This is a genomic window from Ornithinibacillus bavariensis (assembly GCF_018333235.1).
GTDB classification, from domain to species: Bacteria; Bacillota; Bacilli; order Bacillales; family Amphibacillaceae; genus Ornithinibacillus; species Ornithinibacillus bavariensis.
On record NZ_BORP01000002.1, the window covers coordinates 355,811 to 371,053 of the forward strand.

General features: G+C 35.8%; 19 protein-coding genes. 15 read left to right on the top strand and 4 right to left on the bottom strand.

Annotation, left to right across the window (positions count from 1 at the left end; all coding sequences use genetic code 11):
• The first annotated feature begins 203 nt into the window (after window positions 1-203).
• The 11 genes from KI338_RS07535 to KI338_RS07580 all read left to right on the top strand — a co-directional run bounded on the left by KI338_RS07535 (window position 204) and on the right by KI338_RS07580 (window position 6,782).
• Window positions 204-1,520: a hemolysin family protein gene (locus KI338_RS07535; RefSeq protein WP_212920393.1), complete on the top strand. Its 1,317-nt coding sequence runs from the start codon at window positions 204-206 to the stop codon at window positions 1,518-1,520.
• Between the two features lie 475 nt (window positions 1,521-1,995).
• Window positions 1,996-2,157 (top strand): redoxin domain-containing protein, encoded by a 162-nt coding sequence (locus KI338_RS17880; protein WP_306345302.1) that lies wholly within the window; start codon window positions 1,996-1,998, stop codon window positions 2,155-2,157.
• A 29-nt stretch (window positions 2,158-2,186) separates the two neighbouring features.
• Window positions 2,187-2,459, top strand: a complete 273-nt coding sequence (locus tag KI338_RS17885; RefSeq protein WP_306345303.1) for a peroxiredoxin family protein — start codon at window positions 2,187-2,189, stop codon at window positions 2,457-2,459.
• Between the two features lie 180 nt (window positions 2,460-2,639).
• Window positions 2,640-4,337, top strand: coding sequence for an FAD-dependent oxidoreductase (locus KI338_RS07545; protein WP_212920394.1), 1,698 nt, complete (start codon window positions 2,640-2,642; stop codon window positions 4,335-4,337).
• A 114-nt stretch (window positions 4,338-4,451) separates the two neighbouring features.
• Window positions 4,452-4,730: a sulfurtransferase gene (locus tag KI338_RS07550; protein WP_244853452.1), complete on the top strand. Its 279-nt coding sequence runs from the start codon at window positions 4,452-4,454 to the stop codon at window positions 4,728-4,730.
• Window positions 4,731-4,735: 5 nt separating this feature from the next.
• Window positions 4,736-4,996 carry a metal-sensitive transcriptional regulator gene (locus tag KI338_RS07555; RefSeq protein WP_212920395.1) on the top strand — a complete coding sequence of 87 codons (261 nt, stop codon included), beginning with the start codon at window positions 4,736-4,738 and terminating at the stop codon, window positions 4,994-4,996.
• Between the two features lie 99 nt (window positions 4,997-5,095).
• On the top strand, window positions 5,096-5,392 hold the full coding sequence (locus KI338_RS07560) for a rhodanese-like domain-containing protein (protein WP_212920396.1): 297 nt from the start codon (window positions 5,096-5,098) through the stop codon (window positions 5,390-5,392).
• Window positions 5,393-5,487: 95 nt separating this feature from the next.
• A complete protein-coding gene (locus tag KI338_RS07565) occupies window positions 5,488-5,787 on the top strand; it encodes a rhodanese-like domain-containing protein (protein ID WP_212920397.1) in 300 nt (99 codons plus the stop codon).
• Between the two features lie 15 nt (window positions 5,788-5,802).
• Window positions 5,803-6,102 carry a rhodanese-like domain-containing protein gene (locus KI338_RS07570; protein WP_212920398.1) on the top strand — a complete coding sequence of 100 codons (300 nt, stop codon included), beginning with the start codon at window positions 5,803-5,805 and terminating at the stop codon, window positions 6,100-6,102.
• A 118-nt stretch (window positions 6,103-6,220) separates the two neighbouring features.
• On the top strand, window positions 6,221-6,463 hold the full coding sequence (locus KI338_RS07575) for a glutaredoxin family protein (RefSeq protein WP_212920399.1): 243 nt from the start codon (window positions 6,221-6,223) through the stop codon (window positions 6,461-6,463).
• A gap of 88 nt (window positions 6,464-6,551) precedes the next feature.
• The gene (locus KI338_RS07580; RefSeq protein WP_212920400.1) at window positions 6,552-6,782 is read left to right on the top strand and encodes a glutaredoxin family protein; all 231 of its coding nucleotides are present in this window, start codon (window positions 6,552-6,554) and stop codon (window positions 6,780-6,782) included.
• Between the two features lie 171 nt (window positions 6,783-6,953).
• Here the strand turns inward: KI338_RS07580 and KI338_RS07585 are convergent, their stop codons facing one another.
• Window positions 6,954-7,406 (bottom strand): threonine/serine exporter family protein, encoded by a 453-nt coding sequence (locus KI338_RS07585; RefSeq protein WP_212920401.1) that lies wholly within the window; start codon window positions 7,404-7,406, stop codon window positions 6,954-6,956.
• 344 nt (window positions 7,407-7,750) lie between these two features.
• On the opposite strand from KI338_RS07585, the gene KI338_RS07590 reads away from it, so the two are divergent.
• From KI338_RS07590 to KI338_RS07600, 3 genes are all read left to right on the top strand, one after another.
• Complete coding sequence (locus tag KI338_RS07590; protein WP_212920402.1) at window positions 7,751-9,937, top strand: sensor domain-containing protein; 2,187 nt, start codon at window positions 7,751-7,753, stop codon at window positions 9,935-9,937.
• Between the two features lie 131 nt (window positions 9,938-10,068).
• Entirely contained in the window at window positions 10,069-10,584 is a 516-nt protein-coding gene (gene paiA, locus KI338_RS07595; protein ID WP_212920403.1) for a spermidine/spermine N(1)-acetyltransferase, read from the top strand.
• Window positions 10,585-10,609: 25 nt separating this feature from the next.
• On the top strand, window positions 10,610-11,239 hold the full coding sequence (locus tag KI338_RS07600) for an FMN-binding negative transcriptional regulator (RefSeq protein WP_212920404.1): 630 nt from the start codon (window positions 10,610-10,612) through the stop codon (window positions 11,237-11,239).
• A gap of 66 nt (window positions 11,240-11,305) precedes the next feature.
• On the opposite strand, the gene KI338_RS07605 is transcribed toward KI338_RS07600, so the two are convergent.
• Window positions 11,306-12,049 carry a threonine/serine exporter family protein gene (locus tag KI338_RS07605; protein ID WP_373306332.1) on the bottom strand — a complete coding sequence of 248 codons (744 nt, stop codon included), beginning with the start codon at window positions 12,047-12,049 and terminating at the stop codon, window positions 11,306-11,308.
• A 439-nt stretch (window positions 12,050-12,488) separates the two neighbouring features.
• A complete protein-coding gene (locus tag KI338_RS07610) occupies window positions 12,489-12,896 on the bottom strand; it encodes a hypothetical protein (RefSeq protein ID WP_212920405.1) in 408 nt (135 codons plus the stop codon).
• Window positions 12,897-13,047: 151 nt separating this feature from the next.
• Between KI338_RS07610 and KI338_RS07615 the strand changes: the two genes are divergently transcribed.
• On the top strand, window positions 13,048-14,133 hold the full coding sequence (locus tag KI338_RS07615) for a glycosyltransferase family 4 protein (RefSeq protein ID WP_212920406.1): 1,086 nt from the start codon (window positions 13,048-13,050) through the stop codon (window positions 14,131-14,133).
• 56 nt (window positions 14,134-14,189) lie between these two features.
• Here the strand turns inward: KI338_RS07615 and KI338_RS07620 are convergent, their stop codons facing one another.
• Window positions 14,190-15,107, bottom strand: coding sequence for a hypothetical protein (locus tag KI338_RS07620; RefSeq protein WP_212920407.1), 918 nt, complete (start codon window positions 15,105-15,107; stop codon window positions 14,190-14,192).
• Between the last annotated feature and the right edge of the window lie 136 nt (window positions 15,108-15,243).

Consider the following 15,243-nt stretch of genomic DNA (forward strand, 5'->3'; position numbering starts at 1 on the left):
TATACAATTATATTATCATACATAGCGTCAAGAAAGCAGAATAATTTTCATACCTTATCAGCCATCTATTTTTCAGTATAATAAAAGCATAAGAAGCTAAAATTAGACTGAATGACCTATTTTGTGATTTAATTTTATTGTACTATTACTAGCAAATTTTGCTAACAATAGATTCAAATGATAAAGGTATGGTGAATTGAATTTTGGACATTCCACTGATATCCATAGGAATTGTACTCATTTTGATTATTGCAAATGGTATTTTTGCCATGACAGAAATTGCAATTGTTACATCAAGAAAAGCAAGACTGCAAAGAATGGAAGAAGATGGCGATAAACGAGCAACTTTTGCATTAAAGCTTGCGGAAGAGCCAAACCAATTACTTTCTACTATTCAAATTGGGATTACATTAATTGGGGTAGTAACTGGAGCGTTTGGTGGTGCAGCTATTGCAAGTAAGTTAGCCCCACTAATAGAAAAAATCGATATACTTGCTCGATTTAGCTCACAGATTAGTATGTTTATCGTGATTGCAATAACCACGTATCTTTCTTTAATCATAGGGGAGCTCGTACCGAAACGGATTGGTATGAATAATCCAGAAAAAGTAGCACTTACCGTTGCCAAACCGATGTATTTCTTTTCGAAGATTGGTAAGCCACTTATTTGGATTTTAAGTAAATCCACTGAGCTCGTATTGAAAATTTTCGGTATAAAGCAGAGCAATGAACCCGATGTAACAGAAGAAGAAATTACCCAACTAATTGAACAAGGCGTTTTTAGTGGTGTTGTTGATAAGATTGAGCATGAAATGGTGGAGCAAATCTTCTACATGGGAGATCAGCGTCTAGGTGATATACTCACTCCTAGAACATATTTAGAGTGGATTGACCTTGAGGATCCACTTGAGGAAAATTTGGAGATTATGAGCTCAAGTAGCCACGAATCTTTCCCAGTTGGGGCGGGAAGCCTTGACAAATTCCGTGGTGTCCTGCACACAAAAGACGTTTTTAAACTTTTAATAAATAAAGAACCCATTCATTTAGAAGAATGTGTCGAGGAAGCACTGGTGTTACCTGAGGCGATGATGGCATTTCAAGCTTTAGAGAAAATTAAAGACAGTGGTAAACATCAAGCTGTTGTGATTGATGAATATGGTGGTATAGAAGGATTTGTAACACTCCATGACTTTATTGAAAACATTGTTGGTGACATGCCAGATCTTGAGGATGACCCGAAGATCATTCAGCGAGATGAGAACTCATGGCTTGCAGATGGCCTAATTTCATTGGAAACATTCAGACGTTACTTCGATATTGATGAACTAGAAGAATTAAGAAGTGAGGCCCACACCCTTGGTGGATATATCACTACCTATTTGGGTGACATTCCAAAGGCGGGCGACTTCATTGAAATAGAGAACCTAAAGCTAGAGGTAGTCGACATGGACCATGTACGGGTAGACAAAGTTATGATTACTCAAATGGAAGTGGAAAATGCCGAAGAAGATGATGAATAACTGAAAAACCTTCTGACTCTCCAATTATGGAGAGTTTTTTATTTGCTTCTACAGAGCTCAATAAAATGCAACTAAAAAACTGAATTTGAAAGTGAGGAGAAGACAGTAGCAATACAAATGCCAGGATTTCTATCCGAAGACGTTACGAAATAGTACTATTCATCCTTACTAGAGTTCACTGTTCACATATCCTATATGCTCCTTTGTAGCTTTATCTAGTTGCTTTTGGTTAATGCCTTATTATAGTGAGGAGGCATCATCGTGGAGATTCATGAAAAGGAATTATTGAAAATTAAATCACTGTAGGCAGTCTATACTTCTATAAAAAGGGTAATTATTAGAAGTACAAAGGAGGACTTGTTCAATGAAAAAGTGACTATTTCTTATTGTAATCATTGGTATGCTAGGGTGGTCCATTTTTGATTTTAACCATTCTAAAAGACATTCGACACAACCATTTGAAAAGGTAAATGAAGTGAACGTAGATAAATCTGTTCAAGAAACGAAAGCGCCAATAATTGGGCTAGATGTCGGAAACAAGGCACCTGAATTTGAGCTAAAAACCTTAACAGGAGATCATATTAATTTATCAGATTTTCGTGGGCATCGTGTCATGCTTAATTTTTGGGCAACATGATGTCCCCTTGTCGAGCTGAGATGCCAGAGATGGAAAAACTCCATCAAGAAAAGGATATTGTCATTTTAGCAATTAACTTAACTGATACAGAGATTAATATAGGTGATGTAGAAGATTTTACTCATGAATACAATTTAACTTTTCCTATCCTATTGGATCAGAACATAGATGTAGCTACTCTATATGCGATACAACCAATTCCTACCACCTATTTGATTGATTCTGCTGGTATAATCCAATATAAAGCATTTGGTGCAATGAATTATGACAAAATGGTACAGGAATACGAGGAAATGGAATAATTTTATGTGAAATCTGTGCGGTTGACATTTTACCCGTGGGGGTATAATATAAAACATGGGTTTGAATTTCTCAAGAGGAATTGATGGTAGCTTCCTGAGCACATTGTTATAGGCTCGATTTTTTTTACGCATTAAATATACCCGTATGGGTATTGAATTAAAGTAAAGGAGTGGTACATCGTGGGAAAGCGAATTTTAGTAGTTGGTGGGGTAGCAGGTGGAGCATCTGCTGCTGCTAGAGTGAGAAGAATCGATGAATATGCAGAGATAATCATGTTCGAAAAGGGACCACAGGTTTCAATTTCTAATTGTTCTTTACCTTATCATTTAAGTGGAATTGTAGAAAATAGTAAATCCTTGGTATTAATGAATCCAGATTCGTTTAAGAAGCGTTATAATATTGATGCAAGAGTTAATACCGAAGTAATAAAAATTAATCGAAAGAATAAGACGATTACAGTTAAGGATTTGGTAGCTAATAGTATCTACGAAGAGGCGTATGATAAGCTGATTCTTTCCCCTGGAGCTTCACCTATTCTTCCGAATAAGGTTGAAGGTATAAATAAACCTAACGTATTCACCGTTCGAAATGTAGAAGATATTGAACAAATAAATAATTATTTGAAAGAAAACAGCGTTGAGAATGTTGCAGTAATTGGTGGGGGATTTATAGGTATTGAAGTAGCTGAAAACCTACGCTTAGCTAAATACAATGTATCTGTTGTGGAATTTGCTAATCAGATTATGACACCATTTGACTATGATATGGTACAAATTCTTCATAAGGAATTGGTGGACCATGGTGTGAACCTAGTCGTTAATGATGGATTAGCTAAAATTGGGGACGGTTTTATTGAAACGATGTCCGGTGAAAAAATAGCTGCAAATGCAGTTGTCTTAGCAATTGGTGTTAAACCAGAAACAAGGCTAGCAGAAGAGGCTAAACTTGAAATTGGTGAAACAGGTGCGATAAAGGTGGACAGCAATTATTTAACAAGTGATCGAGACATTTATGCAATTGGCGATGCCATTGAGGTGTATCATCGTTTATTGCATAAACCAACACGTCTAGCATTAGCCGGGCCAGCTCAAAAACAAGCAAGGACTGTAGCCGATCATATATATGGCAAAACTAACAGAAATCTAGGTGTAATCGGATCATCCTCTATTCACTTATTTAATCTAAATGCGGCATCAACAGGATTAAATACAAGAACAGCTGAAGTGGCAGGATTTACCTATGATTCTATCTATATTATGCCTACAGATAAAGTGGGACTTATGCCTAATAGTAATGTCATGCATTTTAAATTAGTTTACGAAAAACCGACCGGTAAAATCCTCGGGGCACAAGCGATTGGAAAAGGCAATGTTGATAAGCGTATTGATGTTATTGCCACCATAATCATGTTGAATGGAACCTTAGAAGATCTGAAAGACTTAGAATTAACGTATTCGCCTATGCTCGGAACTGCAAAGGATGTTGTGAACCATGCAGCACTTGTTGCATTAAATCAATTACACGGACAATACAGAGAAGTAAAAGTCTCTCAAGTTCGCGAACTAGTCGAAAATGATGCTTGTATCATCGATGCCCGTGAAAAGAAGGAGTATGAAGCAGGACATTTAAAGAATGCGATTAATATCCCGTTAAGTGAATTTAGAAATAGACTGGCTGAAATTCCAACAGATAAACCAGTATATATTCACTGTCGCTCAGGACAACGAAGCTATAACATGGTAATGGCTCTTGAAAATTTAGGATATACGAATGTCTATAATATCTCTGGCTCTTATTTAGGTATTAATTTGTACGAATACTTTAATGATTTAGTGACAGGAAGAGAAAAAATTGTAACAGCTTATAACTTTAACTAATATACCCTGTTGGGTAAATGCTTTTAATTACAGGTGATGTACTTGAGTACTTATTATATAATGATTGTTGTCGGCATACTAATAAGCATTATGTTTTACAGAAGATATATTCCTGTGCTGGGTATTCCTTGTAAAAAAACTGGTCATGATAAGACAAGCACTGTAGTATTAGACATTAGGGACTATACTATTGATGACAATCAAAATCTAAGTGATATGCGAATACCATACGCCTATTTGAGACGATTTATTCAAGAAGTCCCAAATAAAAAAATACATGTGATTGCTAATGATCGTCTTGAATTAAATTTAGGAGTAAGATATTTATTAAAAAAGGGATACCACGTTGCCAGTTATCAACTAAATGACTGTCCGTGCACAGATAAGGAGTGATTAGAATGGAATATGATAAAGCGGTAATCAATCGACTTAAACGAATAGAAGGACAAATTAAAGGCGTGTTAAGTATGATCGAGAAAAACCAAGATTGTAAAGATGTGATTACTCAATTATCTGCTTCACGTAGTGCAATAGACCGTACCATTGGTTTGATAGTTAGTATGAATTTAGAGCAATGTGTTCGGGAAAACATCGAAAAGGGTGTAAACACAAAACAAGTGGTTAAAGAAGCAGTAGATTTATTAGTTAAGAGTAGATAAGTTCAGCAATTCATAAAAAAGGAAGAGTTGATGAGCTTTTCTTTTTCTACAAAATCATACCCCTGTGGGTATAAGATAAACTATTTGGAGGTATTTAACATGAAAGAAATTACAGCAAAGGAACTAGAACAAAAATTAACTGCTGGGGAAAAGCTAACAATTATTGATGTAAGAGAAGATGATGAGGTAGCAACTGGTAAAATACCTGGAGCAAAGCATATTCCCCTAGGTCAGATTCCAGAACGATTAGGAGAATTAGATAAGAATGAGCATTACTACATGGTATGTCGTTCTGGTGGTAGAAGTAGTAATGCATGTGAATTCTTAATCCAATATGGATACAATGTAACAAATATGGTAGGAGGAATGCTTGCCTGGGAAGGAGAAATGGAGTAATTACTTCTTTTCTCTAAAATCATTATAGAGGAGTTATAACATGGGTATTATCAAGTGGATTACTATTTATCATTGCATTTTTCATTAGTCGCATTATGCCAGTAAAAGGGATCACGAATATTAGTGTTCAAGAAGCAAAGGATAAATTTAAAGATAACAATGTTCAATTCATAGATGTCCGTACACCTAGTGAATATAAAGCAGATCATCGTAAACCGTTTAAAAATATCCCTCTAGCAAATCTACTGAGTAAAATAGATACACTAAATAAGGAAAAAGAAGTAGTTGTCATATGCCAAAGTGGAATAAGAAGTGCAAAAGCTGCCAAAGTCCTTAAAAAGCAAGGCTTTCAAAAGGTTTACAATGTTCGGGGTGGAATGAGTGCATGGGTATAAGAAAGGAAAACGATAATGGCAAAACAAGTAACACAAGAAGAAGTAGTCGAACGTCTTACGAATGGTGAAGAGGTAAACGTAATTGATATTCGTGAAAGCAGTGAAGTAGCATCTGGCAAAATTCCTGGTGCAAAGCATATTCCTCTTGGACAGCTCGTATTACGTCAGGATGAACTAGAGAAGGAAAAAAGGTATATAATTACTTGCCAGACCGGCAATCGCAGTAAAGCAGCTTCTGGAATTTTGGAGGCATTAGGCTATAAGGTTGAGGACATGATTGGCGGGATGAATAACTGGCAGGGTGAAACGGAATAAATAGACTTCTTAAGGGAGAGTAAGCTTGTTTCTATACAATTACAATACAGGAAGCTATACAATCACTTGAGGAAAGCATCATGGGTCTGCATAATGTGAGGAATAGGAGATAATCAGGATGAATCAAAATATAACACTCTACACAACTACGATGTGCCCAGTATGTGGCATAGTAAGAGATTTTTTAATCATTATGAACCTCACATATAAAGAAGTGAACATAGATATAAATCCAATAGCAATGATTAAATTAATTGGTATTACGAGAAAGTTATCCGTTCCCCAAACGAATATAAATGGTGAATGGGTCTTCGGCTTTGATCCAGTCTGCATGTTAGAGTTGCTGAATGGAGAAGGCTAATGAGCTACCGGTTCAGACTTTATTTTTGGCTTAAAATATACCCATAATGGTATATGGATTCATATTTTACTAATTTTGGAGGTTTACTATGGAGAAGAATATTACTGTTTACACAACAACACATTGTCCCTACTGTACCATGCTTAAAGGGTTCTTATCACAAAAAAATATTCCATTTAAAGAAGTGAATGTGGAAGAGAATCCAGAAATGATGTACAAGATTGTAAAGCAAACAGGACAAATGGGTGTTCACCAAACAGAAATTAATGATAAATGGGTTATCGGTTTTGACCCAGAGAGCATCATTGCAGCACTATAGTAATTTATGTAAAGGAAGGACGAGTATAAATCGCCCTTCCTTTTGTATGCTTAGGATTTTTTACGTAATAATTGGCTAAATTCCTGAACGTCAATGGAATATCGATTAGTATCAACCGAAGTTGGTAAAAACTCAGCTAAAATCTAGAAACCAAATTCCAACAAACGTCCCCTACAATTGTCCTCTCTGTTTCACTCCGGCACTTTTCTTAATAACTTGGTTCAGTACCTCAGAGAACATTAATCCAATAGCAATTCCACCAGCGAGAAGCATTACTTTTGCAGAGTATTGCACTGCATTGTAGTAGTCATTTTGTACAAAGCTACGCATCGCTTGGTAGGCCATTCCTCCAGGGACGAGGGGGATGATACCAGAAACGTTAAAAATGATGATGGGTGTTCTATATATTTTTGAAAAAATACGACTAAGGACGGCAACGAGCATAGCCCCGATGATGGTTGCAGGTACAGCATCCATTCCATATAGTACGAATAAATAATAGACCATCCAGCCCAATGTGCCGACAATACCACATTGAATGAGTACTCTTTTCGGTGCATTAAATAAGATGCCGAAGCCGCTTGATGCAATAAAGCTAGTGATAATTTGAGCCAAAATAGCCATGGTTACCAGTTCCCCAATCTGTTCCGTTCATCGTTTGCAATTCTTATTTTAATCAAATTACCATGGATTCGCAAATATACGTAATGTATACATCCATTTTCAAATTTTAACACTCTTTGTCTGTAGGTATAATGTTTTGATTTTGCCTCAAGATCATATTATTTTTACCGCCTATTCTCTCTACATTTTTTTACAAAACGTGGCATTATGTTATTGAATATGACACTTTGTTAAACACTATACATCGTGATTTGACAGAAAACTATTTAAAATAAGGGACCTTTATACTATAATTTTAACTAAGTAGTATCGAATTTTTTAAATATTATAAAAGGGGAGCTATCATGGCTAAGACTAATTCGACACAATCCGATACATTAGGATTATTATTTAGTAACAGTGTACATAGCAATATTAGTCAGGACGCTCAATTAGCATCAATGGTACTTAGTTATTATACGTCATTAGGACATAATCATCCTGATTTAATCATGGTCTTCTCTCCTAATGGGGATTTGCGTACTACGAATCAAATTCCAAAGGGAATTTTTACTGAAATTCATAAAGTTGCGGACTTCCAAAGGATTCTCTTGAAGAAGTCTTATGCAGAAATTGAAACGGCTTTTCAGCAAGCTCTAATTGGAAAATGTAAACAATGCATCGTTCAAATAAAATGGAAAAATCTATATTTCGAAACTACTGTTTACCCACTCAGTGGAAAAGAGAATAGGATAGTTGGTATTGTATTAATTGCAAAAGATGTCACTGAGCATAGAATACATGAAATCAATTTAAAAAATGAAAACGAGAGCTATCGATTAATATTTGACCATTTAAATATTGCGATTTGGGTCAGTGAATATAAAACAGGGAAGCTTGTTTATGCCTCGCAAGGATTATCTGATTTATATCAGTATCCACAAGAGGACTTTTACCGAGACAAGCTTGATATACGTATGGTCATTCGGTCTGTTGTACATCCAGAGGATAAGCGATATGTCCGAAAAAATGCTCTTAATATTCTTACCAATGGTGATCCGATTAATATTCGCTACCGAATAAAATGCCCGGATAGAACAGTGAAATGGGTCACGTGTAAGACTACACCGTATTACGATAAAAATGGAAAAATCACCCACATATTTGGTTTGCAAACCGATATTACAGATGAAGTGAAATTAGAGGAGCAGCTTACATTTATTGCTAATCATGATTTACTTACAGAGCTACCTAACCACCGAAGTTTAGAAGAAAAGGTAGAACATATTATGGAGTCAAAAACACCATTTGCTTTGCTGTTTTTCAATCTTGATCGTTTTTCGGTGATAAATGGTGCACTTGGTTACCAAGTAGGAGACGAAGTACTGAAAACAATTGCAAATCGTTTACGATTAATTCTTCCAGAAAGTAGCTTTATTGCTCGTCTGAAAAGTAATGATTTTGTGATTCTAATTGAGAATTATCAATCACTTGAAAATATCAAATGCATTACGGAAAACCTTTTAAATGATATTAAACAACCTCTTTCGATAAATGGCTATGAAATTAATATTACCTCAAGCTTAGGTATTAGCTTGTACCCACAGGACGGGACAACCAAGCAAAGCTTAATGGATAAGGCACACTCTGCGCTTAATCATGCGAAGAAAAGAGGTCCAAATACATATTTAATATATTCATCCTCTGAAGATGTTGCTTTTCAGCGCAAGCTTGCGATTGAAAATAGTATAATTGAAGCACTTGAAAGAGAGGAATTCGAGCTTTATTATCAGCCATTAGTGGAAACACATACTGGTCAGATACTTGGTGCTGAGGCACTTATTCGCTGGAATCATCAAAGCTGGGGACTAATATCACCAGGGGAATTTATTCCAATTGCCGAGGAGAATCAACTGATAAATGAGATTAGTGATTGGGTAATTAAAAAGGCATGCTCTCAAATTAAGGATTGGCGTGATAAAGGGCTTACTCCTATTCCAATATCCGTCAACATTTCTCCAATTCGTTTAATGAAAAAGGGCTTAACCGAGTATGTACGAACACAGCTTGAAGCCAATAATGTGCCAGCTGGTTATCTCGGTGTTGAAATTACTGAAGGCTCCTTGTTAAAGAGTGAAAAAGTAGTTATTGATACGTTATATGAGTTGAAAAGTCTTGGCGTTCGAATTGCTATAGATGACTTTGGAACGGGGTTTGCTTCTTTAAATTATTTGCGTGAGTATCATGCAGATACCTTAAAGATTGATCAAGTATTTATCCAGAGTCGAGATGGCCAGGTGGAAAAAGATAATATTATTGTGGGTTCTGTCCTACAGATGGCAAAAGGCTTGAAAATGCGTATCATTGCCGAGGGGGTAGAGGAATATGGGCAGTATCGTTTCCTTAGAAACCGTGATTGTGATATTATCCAGGGCTACTTATTCTCAAGACCTTTACCAGTACTGCAATTTGAGGCATTACTAGCAAAAGGTACCTTAGAACCAGATCCAGAAAAAGTTGAAAAAGATAGACAAAGAAGGTTACTTCATTAAGAAAGAACAGCCGTTGTCTGAAGTGCAAACACATAGAAATTATCACTTATTTAGGGCAGAAGGATTCAAATTTGAAATTACTTCTGCTATTTTTGATAGAGGGAGAAAACGTTAAAAGGAGCAGTTGTAACATGACAACAATCATTAAGCAATGTACTCATAGAGATTTATCTAAGCTTCAGGAAATTAGTATTGAAACCTTTACTGAAACATTTAGGGATCAGAACACACCGGAAAGTATAGAAGCCTATTTGGAAAGAGCATTTAATTTAGGGCAATTAGAAAAGGAGCTATCCAATACGTCATCTCAATTTTACTTTGTCTTTGTTGGTGAAGAAGTTGCTGGCTATTTAAAGGTTAATATGAACGAATCTCAGTCCGAAGAAATGGGAAATGATGTCCTTGAAATCGAAAGGATTTATATGAAGCGTAATTATCAAAAAAGGGGCCTAGGTAAGTATTTGCTTAATAAGGCGATAGATATAGCAATAAAAGAGAATAAAAAGAAAGTCTGGCTAGGTGTATGGGAAAAGAATGAAAATGCTATTGCTTTTTATAAAAAACTGGGGTTTGTCCAAACTGGTTCACACTCATTTTTTATGGGGGATGAGGAACAAACAGATTTTATTATGACTTTATCAATTTGAAAAACGCGAAGGATGGGGGAGAGGAATGTATATTCCAAGTTACTTTAAGGTCAAACAGGTTGATGAAGTTTGGGATTTTATTGAAAATAACTCATTTGGTACCGTTGTCACGACTGAAAAAGGAAAACCAATTGCCACCCATATACCGTTACAGCTGATGAATGAAGGGGATAGTTACTATATAACGGGGCATATAGCTTATGCAAATCCACAATGGAGAACAATTGAAACGGTGGAGGATGTATTGGTTATTTTCCAAGGACCACATGCTTATATATCGTCCTCCTGGTATGCAGAAGAAAATGTGCCAACATGGAATTATCAAGCTGTGCATATTTATGGCAAAGCTAGTATTTTAAAAGACGAGGAGTTAAAGCAGGACCTTACAAAGCTACTTCAAAAGTATGAAGAGCATCGCGATAACCCAGTTTTATGGGAGAATCTCTCTTCTGAGGTCTTAAGACAAACAAAGGGAGTCGTAGGGTTTAAGATTAGGATTCGAGAAATTCAAGCGGCTGATAAACTAAGTCAAAATCGTAATGAAAAGGACTATCGTAATATCGTAAATAAGCTTTATGAAGAAAATGATGTCAATTCTGTACAGATGGCGAAGCTAATGGAAAGAAAATTAAAAAATAAGCATGGTTCTAATTAAAGGAACCATGCTTATTTATTTTAATATAAAGGACTTAAAGTCTCTCCATGTGTAAAACGTATCTTATTAGGTAAAAGCCAATACAACTGCAATACCAGCTCCTATAGCAAAGGCAGTTAACAATGCTTCCACACCCTTGGATAGACCAGCTACTAAATGTCCAGCGAGCAAATCTCGAACAGCATTGGTAATATGTAATCCAGGGACCAGTGGCATAACAGCACCAATAATAATTTTATCAAGCTCATTTCCAAAGCCAATTACTACAAAAAGAACCGCCAAAATACCGATGATAAATGCGGCAACAAATTCAGAGATAAAACGAATCTCCACTAGCTTATCGAATAGGATAAAGCCCAAGAAACCAATACCACCAGCTAATAGCGCTGGGAGAAAATCAATCCAAGGACCACCAAACATAATGGTGAAACAGCCACTAGAAATCGCAGCTACCAAAACTAGCATTGTACTCGAATAAAGAATTTTTTCTCTATCAAGCTTTTTTAGTATTGTTAAAGCATCTTCAATTGCAATTTCCCCGGCAGCTATTCGCCGTGAGAGAGCGTTAACTTCTGCTATTTTATTCAAGTCAGTTGTACGTTTTTCTATCCGCATCATATTGGATGCCTCAGCTATATCAACGGAAAAATTAATCGCCGTTGGTGTTGCATAGCTCTGCGGGTTATTGACACCATATGCACGTGCTATCCGATTCATCGTGTCCTCTACACGATAAGTCTCTGCACTAGACTCAAGCATAATCTTACCTGCCTGCATACAAACCTTTGTAACTAAATTATGATTCTCCAATTGTATCCAACCTTCCGAACAAAGACATCATTCATTATTATAATAGGCTTTGGATATAGATGAAAGGAAAAATGGTTAACATTATCTTGGAGACCTATTACTCCTAAACAATACGATTGTACTAGAAATCAAAAGTGGATAAGATTTAGGAAAATACTTGTACATTTCTAATGCGAAATTTTCGATAAAATTTGCTACAGAAAATAGACTATCTATAGAAAAATCGACAAATAAACAAAAACATAAGGATAACAATGGATAAATAAGTAGGGAAAATGTCGTATTCTCATGGATAAAAGGGGATTGACATTACACATGGCAAGGTTTACACTACTTGGACTAGGTGATATAAAGAACAATAAAAGGTGCAAAGTACCACCTCTTTCCTGAAAAGAATAGATACTTAGCACCATGGATGACTAGGCTAGTAGATTGTTCATCAGGGCATTAACATAATAAGAGAAATAAATGATATCAGTGGAATCGCATTTGCTAGTGCCAAACCTATCATAGAAAATGTTGTAATAGCTTGCTTGGATTCTTCTGGAGCGCCAACGAACCGCTGCAAGAAAATGAAGAATGGTGCAAATATCAATGCAAAAATGACGATTATCCCAGGAACTAACAACTCATTCAATGATTCAACTGGTGTAAGATTCATCATGCCGAAGACAATTAGTATGATAGGAATCACTTCTGAGATAGCAACGCCGATAAAAAATTTCGTTTGAATAGAACCGATTTCACTTGGATTTTCTTTGATTTTTTCCATGTTTAGCTTAAATAAAAAAAGAATTGGAAGTACTGCCAAAATAGCAGCAGCTGCAAATAGAAATGCGGTGTTCATCGTATCTCCCCCTAGTTTCAGAAAATTTTAAATCAAACCAAGAGTATCATAGCATATATTATTAAAGTAGCTCAACTGCAAAAAGATATTTGCCAGACATTCTATACTTCGATATAATTCAAATGATGGAAATTTTATAAGGAGAAATGCTATGCTTAATTTTTTAGACTTAGGAATTGCATTTACCATAGCTTTACTTTCTTCTTTGGTGTTAACGTACCCAATAAAAAAATTAGCGAATATGATTGGAGCTGTAGACTTTCCGAATGGCCGTAAATTACATAAAAAAGTTACACCAAGATTAGGTGGACTGGCTATTTTCTTAGGTGCCTTGCTTGGTATATTGTATCTACAGCCACATGATGAACATTTACTAGAGATTATTTGTGGGGCAATCGTAATCGTTATTACTGGTGCTTTGGACGACCGTTTTACACTTCGTCCAATTCCAAAATTGACAGGTCAATTAATTGCAACGTCATTTTTAATATCTGGTGGATTAATCATTGAAAGAGTCACTTTACCATTTATTGGTCAAGTTGAATTAGGATTTTTTAGTGTTTTAGTTACTGTGCTTTGGGTGGTTGGAATTACCAATGCAATTAATTTAATTGATGGTTTGGATGGACTAGCGACAGGAGTTTCTACTATCGCATTGATTAGTCTGTTTATTATGGCAATCATCGACACTCGAATACTAGCTGCATATTTATGTATTGTCCTAATCGGTGCAAATTTAGGATTCTTATATCACAACTTTTATCCTGCTAAGATTTATATGGGAGATACTGGTTCTAACTTTCTAGGCTATATGATTGCAGTTATATCCATACTCGGTTTATTTAAAAATATCGCCTTGTTTAGCTTCATCATTCCCATAATTGTTCTAGCAGTTCCTATATTTGATACCCTATTTGCGATATTAAGACGATCGATTAATAAACAAAATATTATGGCTGCAGATAATAAGCATATCCATTATCAGCTTTTATCAGCTGGTTACAGTCATCGAAAGTCTGTTCTAATTTTATATTGTATTAGTGCTATTTTTGGAGCGCTTGCGATTATATTTTCAGAAGCATCGATTACAGCTAATTTATTTGTCATCTTTGTTTTACTCATTCTACTGCATATCCTAGCAGAAATTGCTGGACTTGTATTAGGTGGAAAACGCCCAGTAATGGACTTTTTCAAAAAGTTATTTAAGCGAAGCGGGCAAAAACAGGAGCAGCATTAAAGAAGTATATGAAAATAAAAATGGGGCTGACATAAAATATCAGCCCCGCTTTTTAATTAATTTGAGTTAAACCAATTATATAGTTGCTTGGACTCTATTGATAAAAATGGACCAAGAGTTTTGTTAAACTTGAGTACTCCATCGACCGAAGTATCAACCGTGCTGGATCTCCACAGCTGACTATCACTTGCATAATATTCGTTATCAGAGTAAACACGGTACCAATGTACGTTGCCTTCCACAGATTCTACAATCCGAAGATTTCCAACCTTATCTTCAAATTCGCCTTTGCCATCTCCCATGTTGATTTCAATTATCTTATTCCCATTTTTATCTAAATAAAAATTAACTTCTTTATTGGAGGTAGTTCTTGTTGATCCGTTCGGTGTTGCCTTAAATTTGACCTCACCAGTAAAATATGGAGGTCCTTCTGGATCAGGATTCTCCCCAGCATCTTCATCATCTACCTGCGTTGCATTAACCACTAATTTGATATTTCCTAGTAAAGATTGAAAATCAATATCGTTGTCGCTATGCGGCCAGTCTACTAAAATGCGAAACTTTTCTATATTTTTTTTAGGCTTAAATTCGGTATGTAATCCAACACTCTCCCATTTGCCATTAACTTCTTGCTGCAATGTTATCACAACAGGAGAACTATTATCTGCAGGAAAGAGTTCCCCACTAGGAGTAACCTTCACAGAATATTTAACTGGAACCTCCGTGTTGTTTTTATTAATACGGAAATTGTACAGCTCAATTGTCTCCATCCCTGGGAAAAGCTTCTGATTAAGTGATATCTCCTCGTCGCCAATTGTAGTACCATTCGAATTTACCACATCGACATCAAAGGTTGCGGCAGTAATTTTATTGTTGTCACTAGAAAACTCCTTTGAAAAGTAGGCAATCGTTCCTCCAGTTGCTAAAACGATTAAAATAGTCACAAATGTAATTAACAGAACTTTCTTTTTCAAGTAAACCCCTCCTTATTTTTGTTCTTTTTAAAGAACGTTCAACTTATTATAGAACTATATCAAGAACGAGTCAACACTATTTTGTTCTTTATGGTGAACTGAACATTCGGATTCTACTTCTCTTTACCTAATTAAT